The sequence below is a fragment of the Jatrophihabitans sp. genome, from assembly GCF_036389215.1.
Classification (GTDB): Bacteria; Actinomycetota; Actinomycetes; order Mycobacteriales; family Jatrophihabitantaceae; genus Jatrophihabitans_A.
In genome coordinates this window covers 12,432-27,011 of sequence record NZ_DASVQG010000135.1, presented here as the reverse complement: position 1 = coordinate 27,011, position 14,580 = coordinate 12,432, and the positions used below count along the sequence as shown (strand labels likewise).

Sequence of the window (14,580 nt, the reverse complement as noted above, 5' to 3'; positions counted from 1 at the left end):
AGCCGTCGGTGCTTCTGAGCCGTCGGTGCCGCTGAGCGGTCGGTGCCTCAGTGGTGGCTTCAGTGGTCCCCGGTCGCCGGGTCAGCGGCCGGGCAGGTCCGACACGGCGTAGCCGAAGTCCAGCAGCATCCGGCGCAGCAGCGGCAGCGACAGGCCCACCACGTTGTGGTGATCGCCTGCCACCGCCTCGACGAACCAGCCACCGAAGCCGTCGATGGTGAAGGCGCCGGCCACCCGCAACGGCTCGCCGGTGCCGACGTAGGCCTCGATCTCGGCGTCGGACGGATCGGCGAAGCGCACCTGGGTGCTGGCCACCCGGTCAGAGATCCGCATTGCCGCCGAGTCGGCGACCTCGATCAGGGTGTGGCCGGTGTGCAGCACCGCCGTCCGGCCGCGCATCAGCTGCCAGCGCCGCACCGCCTCGGCGGCCGAGGACGGCTTGCCCAGCGCGGTGCCGTCGAGTTCGAGCATCGAGTCGCACCCGAGCACCAGCAGGTCACCGTGCTGCCGGCCGGCGACCGTGACCGCCTTGGCCCGTGCCAGTTCGCGCACCAGATCGGCCGGAGTGGGCGCGGTGATCGCGTCCTCGTCCACGCCGGACACCTCGACCTCGGGCTCGACGCCGGCCTGGCGCAGCGTCCGCAACCGGCCCGGCGAGGCCGAGGCGAGCAGGAACCGCATCGTGTCGCTCCGCATCTGGCCCTGGCACCTGCCGCGGTGCGCCCAGCGCAGAGGCTAGCTCAGCCGAGTCCGAGCAGGGGGCCGACCGGGCAGCGCCATGCCGGTGGAATGCATGGTGACAATCGCAGCAACATCGATATCTGGGGCATTGTGGCAGTTAGCAGAAATGAGTACCGTCGCCATCAGTCGATCCACGGGGGGTCCTCGCTCGCGCTCGGCTTTCCATGCCTACGCCCAGGACGGATCATCATGCGCGCATTCCTGTCCAGCACCCTCGCCGCCTGCGCGGCGATGCTGTTGCTGGCCCCGATCACCTCCGCCAGCGCCGCGCCGGTAACCCGGCTCCAGATCGAGCGCACCACCAGCGCGATCTGGCAGACCGACCCCAGCATCGAGGGCACCGGTCCGCTGTACGACGCTGTGACGGTGTACGTCCAGCTTCGAAACTGCCCCACCGGCTTCTACTACCTCCACATGGACTTCATCCAGGATGGCGTCAGCTACGAATTGGAGTCCCGGGCCCTGGGCGTCGGTGAGTTGAATTGCACCGGGGGCAGGGTGACCGAAACGCTCATGGGCTTCCTCGGCAACGGCCTGCACCCGGGCCCCGCTTCGGTCATCGCCTTCGTCACACGTTCGGACGGCACCACGCTGGCGGAGGGCAGCCGCACGGTCCGGATCCCTGCGGGATACAACCAGCCCTGAGGCAGCCCACCGAGCACCAGCCGACAGTGGAAGCCAAAAGCTGCCCAGGGCGAAGCGCTACCCGAGTTTGAGCGACTTGCCGATGATCTCCTTCATGATCTCGGTCGCGCCGCCGTAGATCCGGGTCACCCGGGCGTCGGCGTAAGCGCGGGCGATCGGGTACTCCTGCATGTAGCCGTAGCCGCCGTGCAGTTGCAGGCACTTGTCCACCGCCCGGCCCTGCAGCTCGGTGGCCCACCACTTCGCCTTGGCGGCGTCCTCGACGCTGAGGTCGCCCACCAGCAGCGCATCGACGCACTGGTCGATGTAGGCCTGCGCGACGTCCACCTCGGTCGCGATCTCGGCCAGCACGAACCGGGTGTTCTGCAGCGAGCCGATCGACTGGCCGAACGCCTTGCGCTCGCGGACGTAGCTGATGGTCCAGTTCAGCGCGGCCCGGGCGCCGGCCACCCCGGAGATCGCGATCGACATCCGTTCCTGCGGCAGGTTGGACACCAGCCCCAGGAAGCCGGCCCCGACCTCACCCAGGACGTGCGACTTCGGTACCCGGACGTCGGTGAAGGACAGCTCGGCGGTGTCCTGGGAATGCAGGCCGAGCTTCTCCAGGTTGCGCCCGCGCTCGAAACCGGGCATGCCGCGCTCGAGGATCACCAGGCTGAGCCCCTTGTACCGGTCCGGCCCCGTGCGCACCGCGGTGATCACCAGGTCGGCGTTGATGCCGTTGGTGATGAAGGTCTTGGCGCCGTTGACGATCAGGTCGTCCCCGTCGGCCACCGCCGAGGTGCGGATGCCTGCCAGGTCCGAGCCCGCGCCCGGTTCGGTCATCGCCACCGCGGTGATCAGCTCGCCCGAGGCGATGCCGGGCAGCCAGCGCTGCTTCTGCTCCTCGGTGCAGTAGCGCAGGAAGTACGGCAGGCAGATGTCGTTGTGCAGAGTGATGCCGAGCCCCGCGCCACCGACGCCGGCCAGCATCAGCTCCTCGCCGAGGATCTGGTTGAACCGGAAGTCCTCGGTCCCGCCGCCGCCGTACTGCTCGGGCACCTGCAGGCCCAGGAAGCCGTTGGCGCCGGCGGCCCGGAACAGCTCGCGCGGGGCGAGCCCGGCCGCCTCCCACGCCAGGTACTCCGGCTGCATCTCCTTGGCGATGAAGGTGCGTACCGCGTCGCCGAAGGCGAGATGGTCCTCGTCGTAGTGCCTGCGCTGCATCTCCGGCTCCCGGGACTGGTTGCACAACTCGATGTTCTGACGTCCTACTATCTCTCGCGGCGGGTACATAGCCAAACCCGGCGGGGCGCATGTCACACCCGGCCCCGGTCGCTACCGTGTGCTGGTGGCTACCTCCCGGGCAGAGATCGGCGTCATCGGCGGCTCCGGCTTCTACTCCTTGCTGGAGGACGCCGAGGCGGTGCGGGTGGACACCCCGTACGGCGAGCCCAGCAGCGAGGTGACCATCGGCTCGCTGGCCGGCCGGCGGGTGGCATTCCTGCCCCGGCACGGGGCCGACCACCGGTTCCCGCCGCACCGGGTGCCGTACCGGGCGAATCTGTGGGCACTGCGGTCACTGGGGGTCCGCCAGGTCGTGACCGGCTCCGCGGTGGGCTCGCTGCAGCCCGAACTCGGCCCCGGCGCGCTGGTGCTGCCCGACCAGATCCTGGACCGCACCTGGGGACGCCCGTACACCTACAGCGACGGCGAGCACGGCGTGGCACACCTGTCGTTCTCCGACCCGTACTGCCCGCTCGGCCGGGCGGCGGCGCAGCGGGCGGCCCAGGCGGCCGGCCTGCCGCTGACCGGTTCGGCAACCCTGGTGGTGATCAACGGCCCGCGGTTCTCCACCCGGGCCGAGTCACTGGACTACCGCCGCAGCGGCGGGACCATCATCGGGATGACCGCGATGCCCGAGGCCGCGCTGGCGCGTGAGCTGGCACTCTGCTTCACCTCGCTGTGCCTGGTGACCGACCACGACGCCGGGGTGGAGGCCGGCTCGGGCGTCACCCACGCCGAGGTGCTGGCGACGTTCGCGGCGAACCTGCCGAACATGCGCAAGCTGCTGGTGGCCACGCTGGCCGAGTTGCCCGCCGAACAGGGCGACTGTGGCTGCGCCCAGGTGTCCGGCGACCCCACCCTGCCCTACGAGCTGCCCTGACCCGCCGCTGCCGCGTCAGGACCAGGCCGACGCGCGCCAGGCGCCGGGGCCAGGCGGCAGCGGGCGGCGTAGCCGCAGTGCCGGGTCGGCCCAGCCGCCCACCTGCCGTACCGGTTGCGCGCCGGACGCCTGCGACCCGGCGATCCCGAGCAACACCACGGTCACCGCGGCAAGCTCGTCGGCCGTCGGGGTTCCGGAGGTGACCTGGATGACCGGCCCGGTGGCGCTCAGCCCGGTGGCGCTCACATCGGTGGCGCCCAGCTCGGTGGCGCTCACATCGGTGGCGCTCATAACGGCATGTTCCCGTGCTTCTTCGGCGGCAGCGTCTGGCGCTTGGTCCTGAGGATCCGCAGCGACTTCACGATCAGCGCCCGGGTCTGCGACGGCGGGATCACCGAGTCGAGGTAGCCACGCTCGGCCGCGACGTAGGGGTTGACCAGGGTGTCCTCGTACTCGGCCACCAGTTCCGCTCGCCGCGCCTCCTGCCTGGGCAGGTCGTCGGCGAGTTCGGCGAGCTCCTTGCGGTACAGGATGTTGGCCGCTCCCTGGGCGCCCATCACCGCGATCTGCGCGGTCGGCCAGGCGAGGTTGACGTCGGCCCCCAGGTGCTTGGAACCCATCACGTCGTACGCGCCGCCGAAGGCCTTGCGGGTGATCACGGTGATCTTGGGGACGGTGGCCTCGCCGTAGGCGTAGATCAGCTTCGCGCCGCGCCGGATGATGCCCTGCCACTCCTGGTCGGTGCCGGGCAGGAAGCCGGGAACGTCGACCAGGGTCAGCACCGGCACGTTGAAGGCGTCGCAGGTACGCACGAAGCGGGCCGCCTTCTCCGAGGCGTCGATGTCCAGGCAGCCGGCGAAGCGCATCGGCTGGTTGCCCACCACGCCGACCGGCTGGCCGTCGATCCGGGCGAAACCGCAGATGATGTTCGGCGCGAACAGCGCGTGCACCTCGAGGAATTCGCCGTCGTCGACCAGATGCTCGATGACGGTGTGCATGTCATAGGGCTGGTTCGCCGAGTCCGGGATGAAGGTGTCCAGGAACGGGTCATCCTCTTCGGTGTCCGCGGTGTCCGCCGCGAAGGACGGCGCCAGGTCCATGTTGTTGCTGGGCAGGTAGGACAGCAGCGCCTTGACGTAGTCGATCGCGTCCTGCTCGTCGGTGCCGAGGTAATGGGCATTGCCCGACGTGGTGTTGTGCACCCGGGCGCCGCCCAGATCCTCCATGCTGACGTCCTCGCCGGTGACCGTCTTGATGACGTCCGGGCCGGTGATGAACATCTGCGAGGTGTTGTCCACCATCACCACGAAGTCGGTCAGCGCGGGGGAGTAGACGTGCCCGCCCGCTGCCGCGCCCATGATCAGCGAGATCTGCGGGATGACGCCGGAGGCCTGCACGTTGCGGTAGAAGATGTCGCCGTAGAGGCCGAGGGAGACCACGCCTTCCTGGATGCGCGCGCCGCCGCCCTCGTTGATGCCGATCAGCGGGCAGCCGGTCCTGAGGGCGAAATCCTGCACCTTGACGATCTTCTCGCCGTACACCTCGCCGAGCGCGCCGCCGAAGACGGTGACGTCCTGGCTGAACACGCACACCGGCCGGCCGTCCACGGTTCCGTGGCCGGTGACCACCCCGTCGCCGTACGGGCGGTTCTCCTCCAGGCCGAACATGATCGAGCGGTGCCTGGCCAGCTCGTCGAACTCGACGAACGAGCCCTCGTCCAGCAGCATCCCGACGCGCTCGCGCGCGGTCTTCTTGCCCTTGCCGTGCTGCTTGGCCACGGCCCGGGCCGAGCCGGCGTGCACGGCCTCGTCGTAACGGGCTTCCAGCTCGGCGAGCTTGCCGGCGGTGGTGTGCGGGTCGGGGGTGGTGTGCGGGTCCGACGTGCTGTGCGGGTCCGACGTGCTGTCCGGGTCCGACGTGCTGTCCGGGTCGGGGGTGCTGTGCGGGTCGGAGGTGCTGTGCCCGACACCGGGCTGGGTCGCCGGCACTGCCGTGACCGGTTGCACCTCAGCACTCATGAGCGCTGAGCCTAGACCGACCGTGTTCGCATCACCCTTGGGAGTGACCGACCTCGCGGCCGCGTCGCGGGATTCCTGCCCCGCCGGCCGGCCGCCGCGGCAACAATGAGGTCATGACCCGATCGACGGAGCAGTCCCGGCAGCCGGTGGACGCCGATGCGGTCACCGCCCGGCTGGCCGGCCGGTGGTTGGTCGAGGCGGTGACCGAGACCGGCTCCACCAACGCCGACCTGCTCGCCGCGGCGGCGGCCGGTGCGGCGGCAGGCACCGTGCTGGTCGCCGAGTCGCAGTCCGGCGGCCGGGGTCGGCTGGGCCGGAGCTGGGAGTCTCCGCCCGGTGCGGGCCTGACGTTCTCGGTGCTGTTGCGGCCGGTGCCGCCGACCTCGACGTGGGGCTGGCTGCCGTTGCTGACCGGCCTGGCACTGGTCCGCACGCTCGGCTCCCAGGCCCGGCTGAAGTGGCCGAACGACGTGCTGTACGGCCCGCGCGGGGGCAAGGTGGCCGGCATCCTGGTGCAGTCAGGCGAGGAAGCGGTGGTCGTCGGGGTCGGGCTGAACGTCTCGGCCCGCCAGCCCGAGCTGCCGGTCGAGACGGCGACCTCCTTGCTGCTCGAGGGCCATCGGGAGTTGGACCGGGCCGAGTTGCTGGTGGCGTTCCTGGGCAGGTTCGACGGCCTGTACACCGCCTGGCAGGCACACGGCGGGGACGCCGCATCCAGCGGGCTGGCCGCTGGCTACCGCGACGTGTGCGCCACCCTGGGCGGTGAGGTGTCGGTCGAGCTGGGCACCCACACGCTGCTCGGCCGCGCGCTGGATCTCGATGACGGCGGCAGGTTGCTGGTGCGACCCACCGGCGGCGGCGCGGTGCTGCCGGTGGCTGCCGGAGATGTGACCCATCTGCGCGGAACTAAGCGCTAACGTTTGACCACGTGAGTTCCGCGTGATCGTTGAGGGGTTGTCAGAAGGGTAGTCCGATGCCTTATCCGGAGAAGTTGCTCAACGAGGATGAAGAGATCGCCGAGCACCTGCATCCGCACTGGCTGACGCTGGTTCCAGCGGTGCTGGCCTTCCTGGTGATCTGCGGCCTGTCCGGGGCCGGGCTTGCCTTCCTGCCGGACGAGCAGAACAACCCCGGTGCCCATCAGGCTCTGCTGCTGGTGATCCTGGCAGTCGCGCTCGGGCTGCTGATCTGGTTGACCCTGGCTCCGGTGATCCGCTGGCGCTCCACCCATTACGTCATCACCAACCGGCGGGTACTCATCCGGCGCGGGGTGTTCAGCCATGTGGGACGCGACATCACACTCGGCCGGATCAGCGACGTCGCCTACGAGCAGACCCTGTGGGACCGGATCTTCCGGTCCGGCACCCTGCACATCGAATCTGCAGGTGAGAACGGCCAGGAGACGCTGGTCAACATTCCCCGGGCCGATGACGTCCAGCAGACCCTCAACCGGCTGATCGAGGCCGATTCGAGCCGGCGGGAGTACCCGCGGCCAGGCCCGGGCTGACGAGCAGTCGCGACAGCCAGCGGGTCACGGCCAGCCGGGTCACGGCCAGCGGGCCACCGCCAGCAGGTCACCGCCAGCGGGTCACGGCCAGCAGTGTCACGGCCAGCTCTGCGTCGGCAACTCCGGCCCCGCCGGTAGGGCCGGGTAGCGGCTTCCAGCCGGTTGGGCAGCCAACTCCAGTTCCGCGGCCGGTTCGGCGAGCCCGCCGGTTCCGGTGCCCGTCAGCGTTGCCAGCATCTGCCGGACGTTGGCCAGCTGGAGGTTGATGCTGTCCCGTCGCTGGGTGGCGGCGGCCAGCTCCCGCCCGGACTCGGAGCGGATCCGGTCCGCCCGCGAGACCGCGTCGGCGACCAGCTGCTCGGCCCTGCGCTCGGCGTCGGCGATCAGGGCGGCAGCCGCGCGGGCGGTCTCGGCAGCGGCGTGTTCGGTCTCGGCCCGCAACTGGTCGGCATGCTCGCGAGTCATGCTCAGCTGCCGCTCGGCGATCGCCGTGCGCTGCTGAAGATCGTGCTCGACCTTGTTCCGGCGTTGCGCGAGTGCCTGTTCGAAGTCGCTCTCCGCCTGCGCAGCCTGGGAGCGCTGGCCCTCGTACAGTGCCTCGGCCTCGGCCCGGCGGGCGGTGGCGTGCCGATTGGCCGCCTCGACGATCTGGTCGGCGGCGCGCCTGGCCTCGTCGAGGATCCGGGTCGCGTCCCGATCCGCTGCTGCCCGGGTCTGGTCGGCGTAGCGGTCGGCGTCGGCCATGGTCCGGGCGCTGGCGGCGTCCAGTTCCAGGAGCCTCCGGCTCACCTCGGCCGCCGCCGCGGCCCGGAGCTCGTCGGCCTCCTCGCTCGCCAGGGTCAGCATCTGCGCGATCCGAGCGCCGAGGTCACCGAAGCTCGGCTCGCTGGGGTGGGCGTTGGCCTCGGCGGCGCGCCGGGCCGCGGCTTCGGAGGCGGTGAGCTCCTCGACCCGGCGTGCCAGCTCGGCAGCCAGCCGCTCGGCGGCGTCGGCGGTCGCGGTCAGCTCAGCCAGCCGTCGATCGACCTCGGCGGGTTCGTAGCCACGCATTACCGTCCGGAACGCTTCGTTGCTGTTCTGGATCATCCGCCGCCCTCATCATCTGATCGAGCAGGAAGGTGCCGTCGACGTCCTCGAGATCGTGGGGATCGGTCCTTGGCCCGACCGGCTGCGGCCCGAGGTCGTGGGTGATCAGCCAGGTCTGGACCGGTGGGCTGTCGATCACCACGCTGTGGTCGACCTCGGTTGCGAGCGGCCGGAACGCGGAGGCCGGCCCGCCCATTGCCCGGGCACCGTCGGGATCCGACAGCGCCTCGATCACCCCGGACAGCTGGCCGAGCTCGGCGGCGATGGCGTCGCGCCGGTCGGTGAGCAGCGCGACCTCGGCGCGAACCTCGGCCAGCTGCTGGTGGGCCTGGGCCCGCAGGTCCTCGGCCTCGGCGCGAGCGTCGCCGACCAGCGCGCCGGCCTCGGCCTTGGCGGCGCGCCGCGACTCATACATCTCCCGGTGCGACTGGCCGACCTGCTCGGCCACCTGCTCGCGAACCGCGCGGGCGCCGGCCTCGGCCTCGGCCAGCCGCCGCTCGGCGCGGTCGTGGTGGCCGGCGACCGCCTCCTCGGCCCGGGCGAGGATGGTCTCGGCCTGCTGCCGGGCCCTGGCCAGGACGGCCGCCGACTCGGCCGCTGCCTCGGCCAGTTGACGCTCGCGGCCCTGGGCGGCCGCGAGCAGTTCGTGCTCCAGCTCGCCGCGCCGCTGGCGGAGCTTCTGCGTGGCCGAGGCCAGCACAGCGCTGACCCGCAACCGGGCCTGCCGGACCGTGGCGGTGGCCTCGGCATGTGCCCGGCCGCGAATCCGGCCGGCCTCGAGGGTTGCGGTGTCGACCAGTCCGGTGACAACCTGCTGCGCCCACGCGGTCTGCTCGGCCGCGGCGGCCAGCTCGCGGGCCGCCTCCTGCCGAGCCTGCTCGCGCAGGGCGGCCGCCTGCTCGGCGGCCGCAAGACGGGAAGCGGCCGAGTCGCGTTCGGCCTGGTCGAGACGATCCTGGGCAATGCTGAGCAGCAGGGCCGCCTGGCGCTGCGTCTCCTCCAGCATGGTGGCGGCATGCTGATCGGCCGCGGTCCGGACCTCGAGGGCTTCGGCCTGGGCGACCGCGAACAACTCCCGCAGCTCGCGCTCGTGCTCGTTCCAGGACCGGGTCAGGTCGGCTGCCAGGTCGGCGTGCCGCTGATCGGCTTCACGCTGGGCCCCGAGCAGGATCTGCTCCGCCTGGGCCCGAAACGCCGTGGCGGTCAGCTGGGCCTGCGCGCGTTCCTGCTCGGCTTCGGCCCGGGCCTCGGCCAGCACCGATTCGGCGGCCTGCTCGGCGGCCGCGGCGACCAGCATCGCCTGATCGGCAGCGTCGCGGACCAGCGACTGCGCCTCGTCGTGGGCCTCGGCCAGGAGCGCCCGAGCGGCTCCCTGCTGGCGCTCGGCAGCGGCCAGGCCGTCCGCGGCGGCCACCGGGCCCGGACCGGGTGCCTCGAGGTCGCCGGGTGCCGGCAGCAGGCTTGCGGGCCGGGTTGCCTGGACGCCGGTACCGCCCGGTGCCGAGTCGTCCCGCATGTCGAGATCGTCGCAGAAGATTGCCGTACTTACACCGTTCGCAGCGTGATGTCGCCGCATCTAATCCGCGCCCTATGGGGTTTATCTACGGTGAGTCAGCATGGTCGCATCACAGCGTCACCAGAGGGGCCCGCGCAGGGCGGCGGTGCTGATTCTCCCAGGCAGGGACCGCTGCACCACCGAGGAGCGTCCGGGAAAGGGCCGGATGTGGGACGCCCGCACGCCCACGCTGTCGGGTAGTTACGAAAGCCACCCAAAGCGGGCTCCTCAGCAGCCCTTCAGGCAGGTAGCGTGCCAGCAGGCGCGCAGATCGTTGGAACAGGCAGGGAGGCGCAGTGCTGACACATCTTGAGCAGCTTGAAGCCGAGAGCATCCACATCCTTCGGGAAGCGGTCGCCGAGAGTGAGCGGCCGGTGATGCTCTACTCGGTCGGCAAGGACAGCTCGGTCATGATGCGGCTGGCACAGAAGGCCTTCAGCCCGTCGCGACCACCCTTTCCGCTCCTGCATGTGGACACCACCTGGAAGTTCCGCGAGATGTATGAGTTCCGCGACAAGGCGGTGGCCGAGGCGGGCATGCAACTGCTGGTGCACCAGAATCCGGACGCCCTGGCCGCCGGCATCAACCCGTTCACCCACGGCTCGGCCGTCCACACCGACGTGTGGAAGACCGAGGGCCTCAAGCAGGCGCTGGACCTGCACCGCTTCGACCTCGCCTTCGGTGGCGCCCGCCGGGACGAGGAGAAGTCGAGGGCCAAGGAACGGATCTTCTCGATCCGGTCCGCCGCGCATCGCTGGAACCCCAAGCAGCAGCGGCCGGAGCTGTGGCGGCTGTACAACGCACGGGTCAACCCCGGGGAGAGCGTCCGGGTCTTTCCGCTGTCCAACTGGACAGAGCTCGATGTCTGGCAGTACATCCGGCTGCAGGAGATACCTGTCGTCCCGCTCTACCTGGCCAAGCCCCGGCCGGTCGTGGAGCGCGACGGCACGCTGATCATGGTCGACGATGACCGGATGCCACTGGGCGAGAACGAGGTGCCCCAGCTGCGCAGCGTCCGCTTCCGGACGTTAGGTTGCTATCCGCTGACCGGCGCGGTGCCCAGCGACGCCAGCACGATCACCGAGGTGATCGGGGAGATGCTGGTGGCCACCAGTTCTGAACGGCAGGGCCGCGTGATCGATCACGACTCGGCGGCGTCGATGGAGAAGAAGAAGCAGGAAGGGTACTTCTGATGACGGTGCCTGGCGGGCTGGGAACGACGGCGTCGGAGATCGAGGAGTACCTCGGCGCGCACGAGCGCAAGTCGATGCTGCGCTTCATCACCTGCGGCAGCGTCGACGACGGCAAGAGCACCCTGATCGGCCGACTGCTGTACGAGTCCAAGCTGATCCTCGACGATCAGCTGAGCGCGCTGGAAGCCGATTCCAAGCGATTCGGCACCCAGGGCGACGAGCTGGACCTGGCCCTGCTGGTGGACGGCCTGGCCGCCGAGCGGGAGCAGGGCATCACCATCGATGTCGCCTACCGGTTCTTCACCACCGCCAACCGCAAGTTCGTGGTGGCCGACACCCCGGGGCACGAGCAGTACACCCGCAACATGGTCACCGGAGCCTCGACCGCCGACCTCGCGGTGATCCTGGTCGACGCCCGCAAGGGTGTCCTGACCCAGACCCGCCGGCACAGCTTCCTGGTCTCGTTGCTGGGCATCCGCAACATCGTGCTGGCCATCAACAAGCTCGACCTCGTCGACTTCTCCCAGTCGGTGGCGGCCGAGATCGAGGCCGATTACCGGCGCTTCGCCGAGCAACTCGGCATCCAGGACGTCGTCGCGATACCGATGTCGGCGCTGACCGGGGACAACGTGACCAGTCCGAGCACCCGGATGCCCTGGTACGACGGGCCGACGCTGCTCGGCTACCTGGAGCAGGTGCAGACCGCCGTCGCCGACACGACCGAGCCGTTCCGGATGCCGGTGCAGTGGATCAACCGCCCCGACCAGCACTTCCGGGGCGCCTCGGGCATGGTCGTCCGGGGATCGGTCAGGCCGGGCGATCGGGTCCAGGTGCTGCCCGGCGGTAACGAGAGCACCGTCGCGCGGGTGGTCACGGCTGACGGTGACCTGGAGCAGGCGATCGTCGGGCAGTCGGTCACCCTGACGCTCACCGACGAGATCGACGTCAGCCGCGGCAACGTGCTGTCCTCGGTGCGCGACGCGGCCCAGGTGGGCGATCAGTTCGAGGCGCACGTCGTGTGGATGTCGGAGCAGCGGATGCTGCCGCTGCGGTCCTACCTGTTCAAGCAGGGCACCCGCCGGACGATGGCGACGATGAGCCAGCCGAAGTACAAGATCAATGTCAACACCCTGGAAAGGGCTGCCGCCACCTCGTTGAGCCTGAACGAGATCGGGGTGTGCAACCTCAGCCTCGACGAGCCGATCGCCTTCGATCCCTACGGCGACAACCGGGACATGGGCGGCTTCATCCTCATCGACCGGCTCACCAACGACACGGTGGCCGCCGGGCTGCTGAACTTCGCGCTGCGCCGGAGCTCGAACATCAGCTGGCAGGCCATCGAGGTCGACAAGCAGGCCCACGTCGCCCTCAAGGGGCATCAACCGTGTGTCGTGTGGTTCACCGGGCTGTCCGGTGCGGGCAAGTCCACCATCGCCAACCTCGTCGAGAAGCGGCTGCACGCCGATGGCCGGCACACCTACCTGCTCGACGGTGACAATGTCCGGCACGGTCTCAACCGCGATCTCGGCTTCAACGAGATCGACCGCATCGAGAACATCCGGCGGGTGGCCGAGGTCTCGAAGCTGATGGTGGATGCGGGCCTGATCGTGCTGGCATCCTTCATCTCGCCCTACGCCGCCGACCGGGCGATGGCCCGCAACCGGGTGGGGCCGAACGAGTTCTGCGAGGTATTCGTCGACACCCCGCTCAGCGTCGCCGAGGACCGGGACCGCAAGGGCCTGTACGGAAAGGCGCGGAGCGGGAAGCTGCCCAACTTCACCGGCATCGACTCGCCCTACGAGGCTCCGCAGGATCCCGAGGTGCACATCGACACCACCACGTCCTCGCCGGAGGAGGCAGCCGAGCAGGTGATCGCCGCCCTGCGCCGGATGGGCGTGATCGACTGAGGCGGTTGCGCGCGGGTCGGAAGTCGGGGCAGCAGGTGCGTTGCGCGCGGGTCGGATGGCGTTATGCAGCCACCGGGCGGTCTCAGTGCTCGATCGGGCCGGGGGCCGCGGCCGGATCGAGGACCCGGGCCAGGAAGGACCGGGTGCGCTCCTGGCGCGGGGCGGCGATGACCTGCTCCGGGGTGCCTTCCTCGACCACGACGCCGCCGTCCATGAACACCACCCGGTTCGCCACCTCGCGGGCGAAGCTCATCTCGTGCGTCACCACCATCATGGTCATGCCGTCGGCGGCGAGGTCACGCATGACCGCCAGCACGTCGCCGACCAGCTCCGGGTCCAGCGCTGAGGTGGGCTCGTCGAACAGCATCACGTCCGGGCCCATCGACAGCGAGCGGGCGATCGCCGCGCGCTGCTGCTGACCGCCGGACAGCTGCGCCGGGTAGGCGGCGGCCTTCTCCGAGAGCCCCACCTTGGCGAGGTTGGCCCGCGCCAGCTGCTCCGCCTCGGACTTCGACCGGCGCAGCACCCGGCGCTGGGCGATGGTGAGGTTCTCGAGCACCGTGAGGTGCGGAAACAGGTTGAAGGACTGGAAGACCATGCCGATCCGGCGCCGGACCGCATCGATGTCGACGTCCGGATCGGTGATCTCCACGCCACCGACGTAGACCTTGCCCGACTGCGGCTCTTCGAGCAGGTTGATGCAGCGCAGCAAGGTCGACTTGCCCGAGCCCGACGGGCCGATGACACACACCACCTCGCCCCGGGCGACGGAGAAGTCGATGCCGCGCAGGACGTGGTTGGTGCCGAAGGACTTGTGCAGCGCCCGGACGTCGATCGCGGCGTCCCCGCGGTCATCGCGCGCGCCGTCCCCGCGCTCGTCCTCGCCGCTGCCGGCTGCCGTGGCCGCATCGGAACTCATGCGCTTGCCCTCGCATTGCGGGTCTCCAGCCGCCGGGCCAGGTAACTGAGCGGGACGGTGATCACGAGGTAGCACAGCCCGGCGACCAGGATCGGGGTGATGTTGGCCTTGGTGCTGGCCAGGTCGCGGCCGAACTTGGTGAGTTCCCGGTCCTCCAGTTGCACGCCGAGGAACAGCACCAGGCTGCTGTCCTTGAACAGCAGCACCAGCTCGTTGGTCAGCGGCGGCACGATGATGCGGAAGGCCTGCGGGATGACGATGCTCACCATCGCCCGGCTGCTCGACATGCCGAGTGACCTGGCCGCCTCGCGCTGGCCGCGAGGGACGGCCTGGATTCCGGCCCGCACCGTCTCGGCCATGTAGGCGGCCGACACCAGCGCGAGCGCCAGCGCCACCTTGCCGACGGTGCCGCCGGGGATCGTGGTGCCGGGGAAGGCCAGCGGCACCCCGACGCCGACGAAGATGAAGATCAGCAGGGCCGGCAGTCCCCGGAAGATCTCGACGTAGGCGGTGGCGAGCCAGCGGTACGGCGGAACCGAGGACAGCCGCATCAGGGCCAGCAGCACGCCGAGCACCAGCCCGGCCGCGAAGCCGGACAGGGTGTAGATGGCGGTGTTGCGCAAGGCGATCGTGAGCACGTCGGGGAACATCTCCCGGGCGATCTCGCCGCGGGCGAAGTTCGTCCGCAGCGTCTGCCAGTCAGCCAGCAACGCCAGCAGCACCAGCACCGCCACGAACGCCGCGTACTGCACGCCCAAGCTGAGCCGGCGGCGCTGCCGGCGGGTCAACCGCGATCGCGGCACGCCGGTGGAGCTACCGGGCGTGCTGGTGGTGTTGGTGGCCATGGGTATCCGTTCGCGGCA

At 70.2% G+C, this 14,580-nt stretch carries 14 protein-coding genes; 6 read left to right on the top strand and 8 right to left on the bottom strand.

What is annotated here, in order from left to right; genetic code table 11:
- Positions 1 to 81: 81 nt before the first annotated feature.
- Positions 82 to 696 carry a Maf family protein gene (locus VF542_RS06365; protein ID WP_408650859.1) on the bottom strand — a complete coding sequence of 205 codons (615 nt, stop codon included), beginning with the start codon at positions 694 to 696 and terminating at the stop codon, positions 82 to 84.
- Between the two features lie 234 nt (positions 697 to 930).
- Between VF542_RS06365 and VF542_RS06360 the strand changes: the two genes are divergently transcribed.
- Positions 931 to 1,386: a hypothetical protein gene (locus tag VF542_RS06360; RefSeq protein WP_408650858.1), complete on the top strand. Its 456-nt coding sequence runs from the start codon at positions 931 to 933 to the stop codon at positions 1,384 to 1,386.
- A gap of 57 nt (positions 1,387 to 1,443) precedes the next feature.
- Here the strand turns inward: VF542_RS06360 and VF542_RS06355 are convergent, their stop codons facing one another.
- Positions 1,444 to 2,592, bottom strand: a complete 1,149-nt coding sequence (locus tag VF542_RS06355) for an acyl-CoA dehydrogenase family protein (protein WP_408650876.1) — start codon at positions 2,590 to 2,592, stop codon at positions 1,444 to 1,446.
- 124 nt (positions 2,593 to 2,716) lie between these two features.
- Here VF542_RS06355 and VF542_RS06350 point away from each other — a divergent pair, with 124 nt between their 5' ends.
- The gene (locus VF542_RS06350) at positions 2,717 to 3,532 is read left to right on the top strand and encodes an S-methyl-5'-thioadenosine phosphorylase (RefSeq protein WP_408650857.1); all 816 of its coding nucleotides are present in this window, start codon (positions 2,717 to 2,719) and stop codon (positions 3,530 to 3,532) included.
- 15 nt (positions 3,533 to 3,547) lie between these two features.
- On the opposite strand, the gene VF542_RS06345 is transcribed toward VF542_RS06350, so the two are convergent.
- Together VF542_RS06345 and VF542_RS06340 are read right to left on the bottom strand one after the other, a co-directional pair.
- The gene (locus tag VF542_RS06345; protein WP_408650856.1) at positions 3,548 to 3,823 is read right to left on the bottom strand and encodes an acyl-CoA carboxylase subunit epsilon; all 276 of its coding nucleotides are present in this window, start codon (positions 3,821 to 3,823) and stop codon (positions 3,548 to 3,550) included.
- The gene (locus VF542_RS06340) at positions 3,820 to 5,550 is read right to left on the bottom strand and encodes an acyl-CoA carboxylase subunit beta (protein WP_408650855.1); all 1,731 of its coding nucleotides are present in this window, start codon (positions 5,548 to 5,550) and stop codon (positions 3,820 to 3,822) included. The genes VF542_RS06345 and VF542_RS06340 overlap by 4 nt, the downstream gene beginning before the upstream one ends.
- A gap of 113 nt (positions 5,551 to 5,663) precedes the next feature.
- Between VF542_RS06340 and VF542_RS06335 the strand changes: the two genes are divergently transcribed.
- Positions 5,664 to 6,467, top strand: coding sequence for a biotin--[acetyl-CoA-carboxylase] ligase (locus tag VF542_RS06335; RefSeq protein WP_408650854.1), 804 nt, complete (start codon positions 5,664 to 5,666; stop codon positions 6,465 to 6,467).
- Positions 6,468 to 6,523: 56 nt separating this feature from the next.
- Complete coding sequence (locus tag VF542_RS06330) at positions 6,524 to 7,057, top strand: PH domain-containing protein (RefSeq protein WP_408650853.1); 534 nt, start codon at positions 6,524 to 6,526, stop codon at positions 7,055 to 7,057.
- A 96-nt stretch (positions 7,058 to 7,153) separates the two neighbouring features.
- On the opposite strand, the gene VF542_RS06325 is transcribed toward VF542_RS06330, so the two are convergent.
- Positions 7,154 to 8,107, bottom strand: coding sequence for a hypothetical protein (locus VF542_RS06325; RefSeq protein WP_408650852.1), 954 nt, complete (start codon positions 8,105 to 8,107; stop codon positions 7,154 to 7,156).
- Complete coding sequence (locus VF542_RS06320) at positions 8,064 to 9,659, bottom strand: hypothetical protein (protein ID WP_408650851.1); 1,596 nt, start codon at positions 9,657 to 9,659, stop codon at positions 8,064 to 8,066. The genes VF542_RS06325 and VF542_RS06320 overlap by 44 nt, the downstream gene beginning before the upstream one ends.
- 335 nt (positions 9,660 to 9,994) lie before the next feature.
- Between VF542_RS06320 and cysD the strand changes: the two genes are divergently transcribed.
- Both cysD and cysN read left to right on the top strand, forming a co-directional pair.
- On the top strand, positions 9,995 to 10,891 hold the full coding sequence (gene cysD / locus VF542_RS06315) for a sulfate adenylyltransferase subunit CysD (protein ID WP_408650850.1): 897 nt from the start codon (positions 9,995 to 9,997) through the stop codon (positions 10,889 to 10,891).
- On the top strand, positions 10,891 to 12,798 hold the full coding sequence (cysN, locus tag VF542_RS06310; protein WP_408650849.1) for a sulfate adenylyltransferase subunit CysN: 1,908 nt from the start codon (positions 10,891 to 10,893) through the stop codon (positions 12,796 to 12,798). Before cysD ends, cysN begins: the two co-directional genes overlap by 1 nt.
- 82 nt (positions 12,799 to 12,880) lie before the next feature.
- Here the strand turns inward: cysN and VF542_RS06305 are convergent, their stop codons facing one another.
- Both VF542_RS06305 and VF542_RS06300 read right to left on the bottom strand, forming a co-directional pair.
- A complete protein-coding gene (locus VF542_RS06305) occupies positions 12,881 to 13,717 on the bottom strand; it encodes an amino acid ABC transporter ATP-binding protein (RefSeq protein ID WP_408650848.1) in 837 nt (278 codons plus the stop codon).
- Positions 13,714 to 14,562, bottom strand: coding sequence for an amino acid ABC transporter permease (locus VF542_RS06300; RefSeq protein ID WP_408650847.1), 849 nt, complete (start codon positions 14,560 to 14,562; stop codon positions 13,714 to 13,716). Before VF542_RS06300 ends, VF542_RS06305 begins: the two co-directional genes overlap by 4 nt.
- Between the last annotated feature and the right edge of the window lie 18 nt (positions 14,563 to 14,580).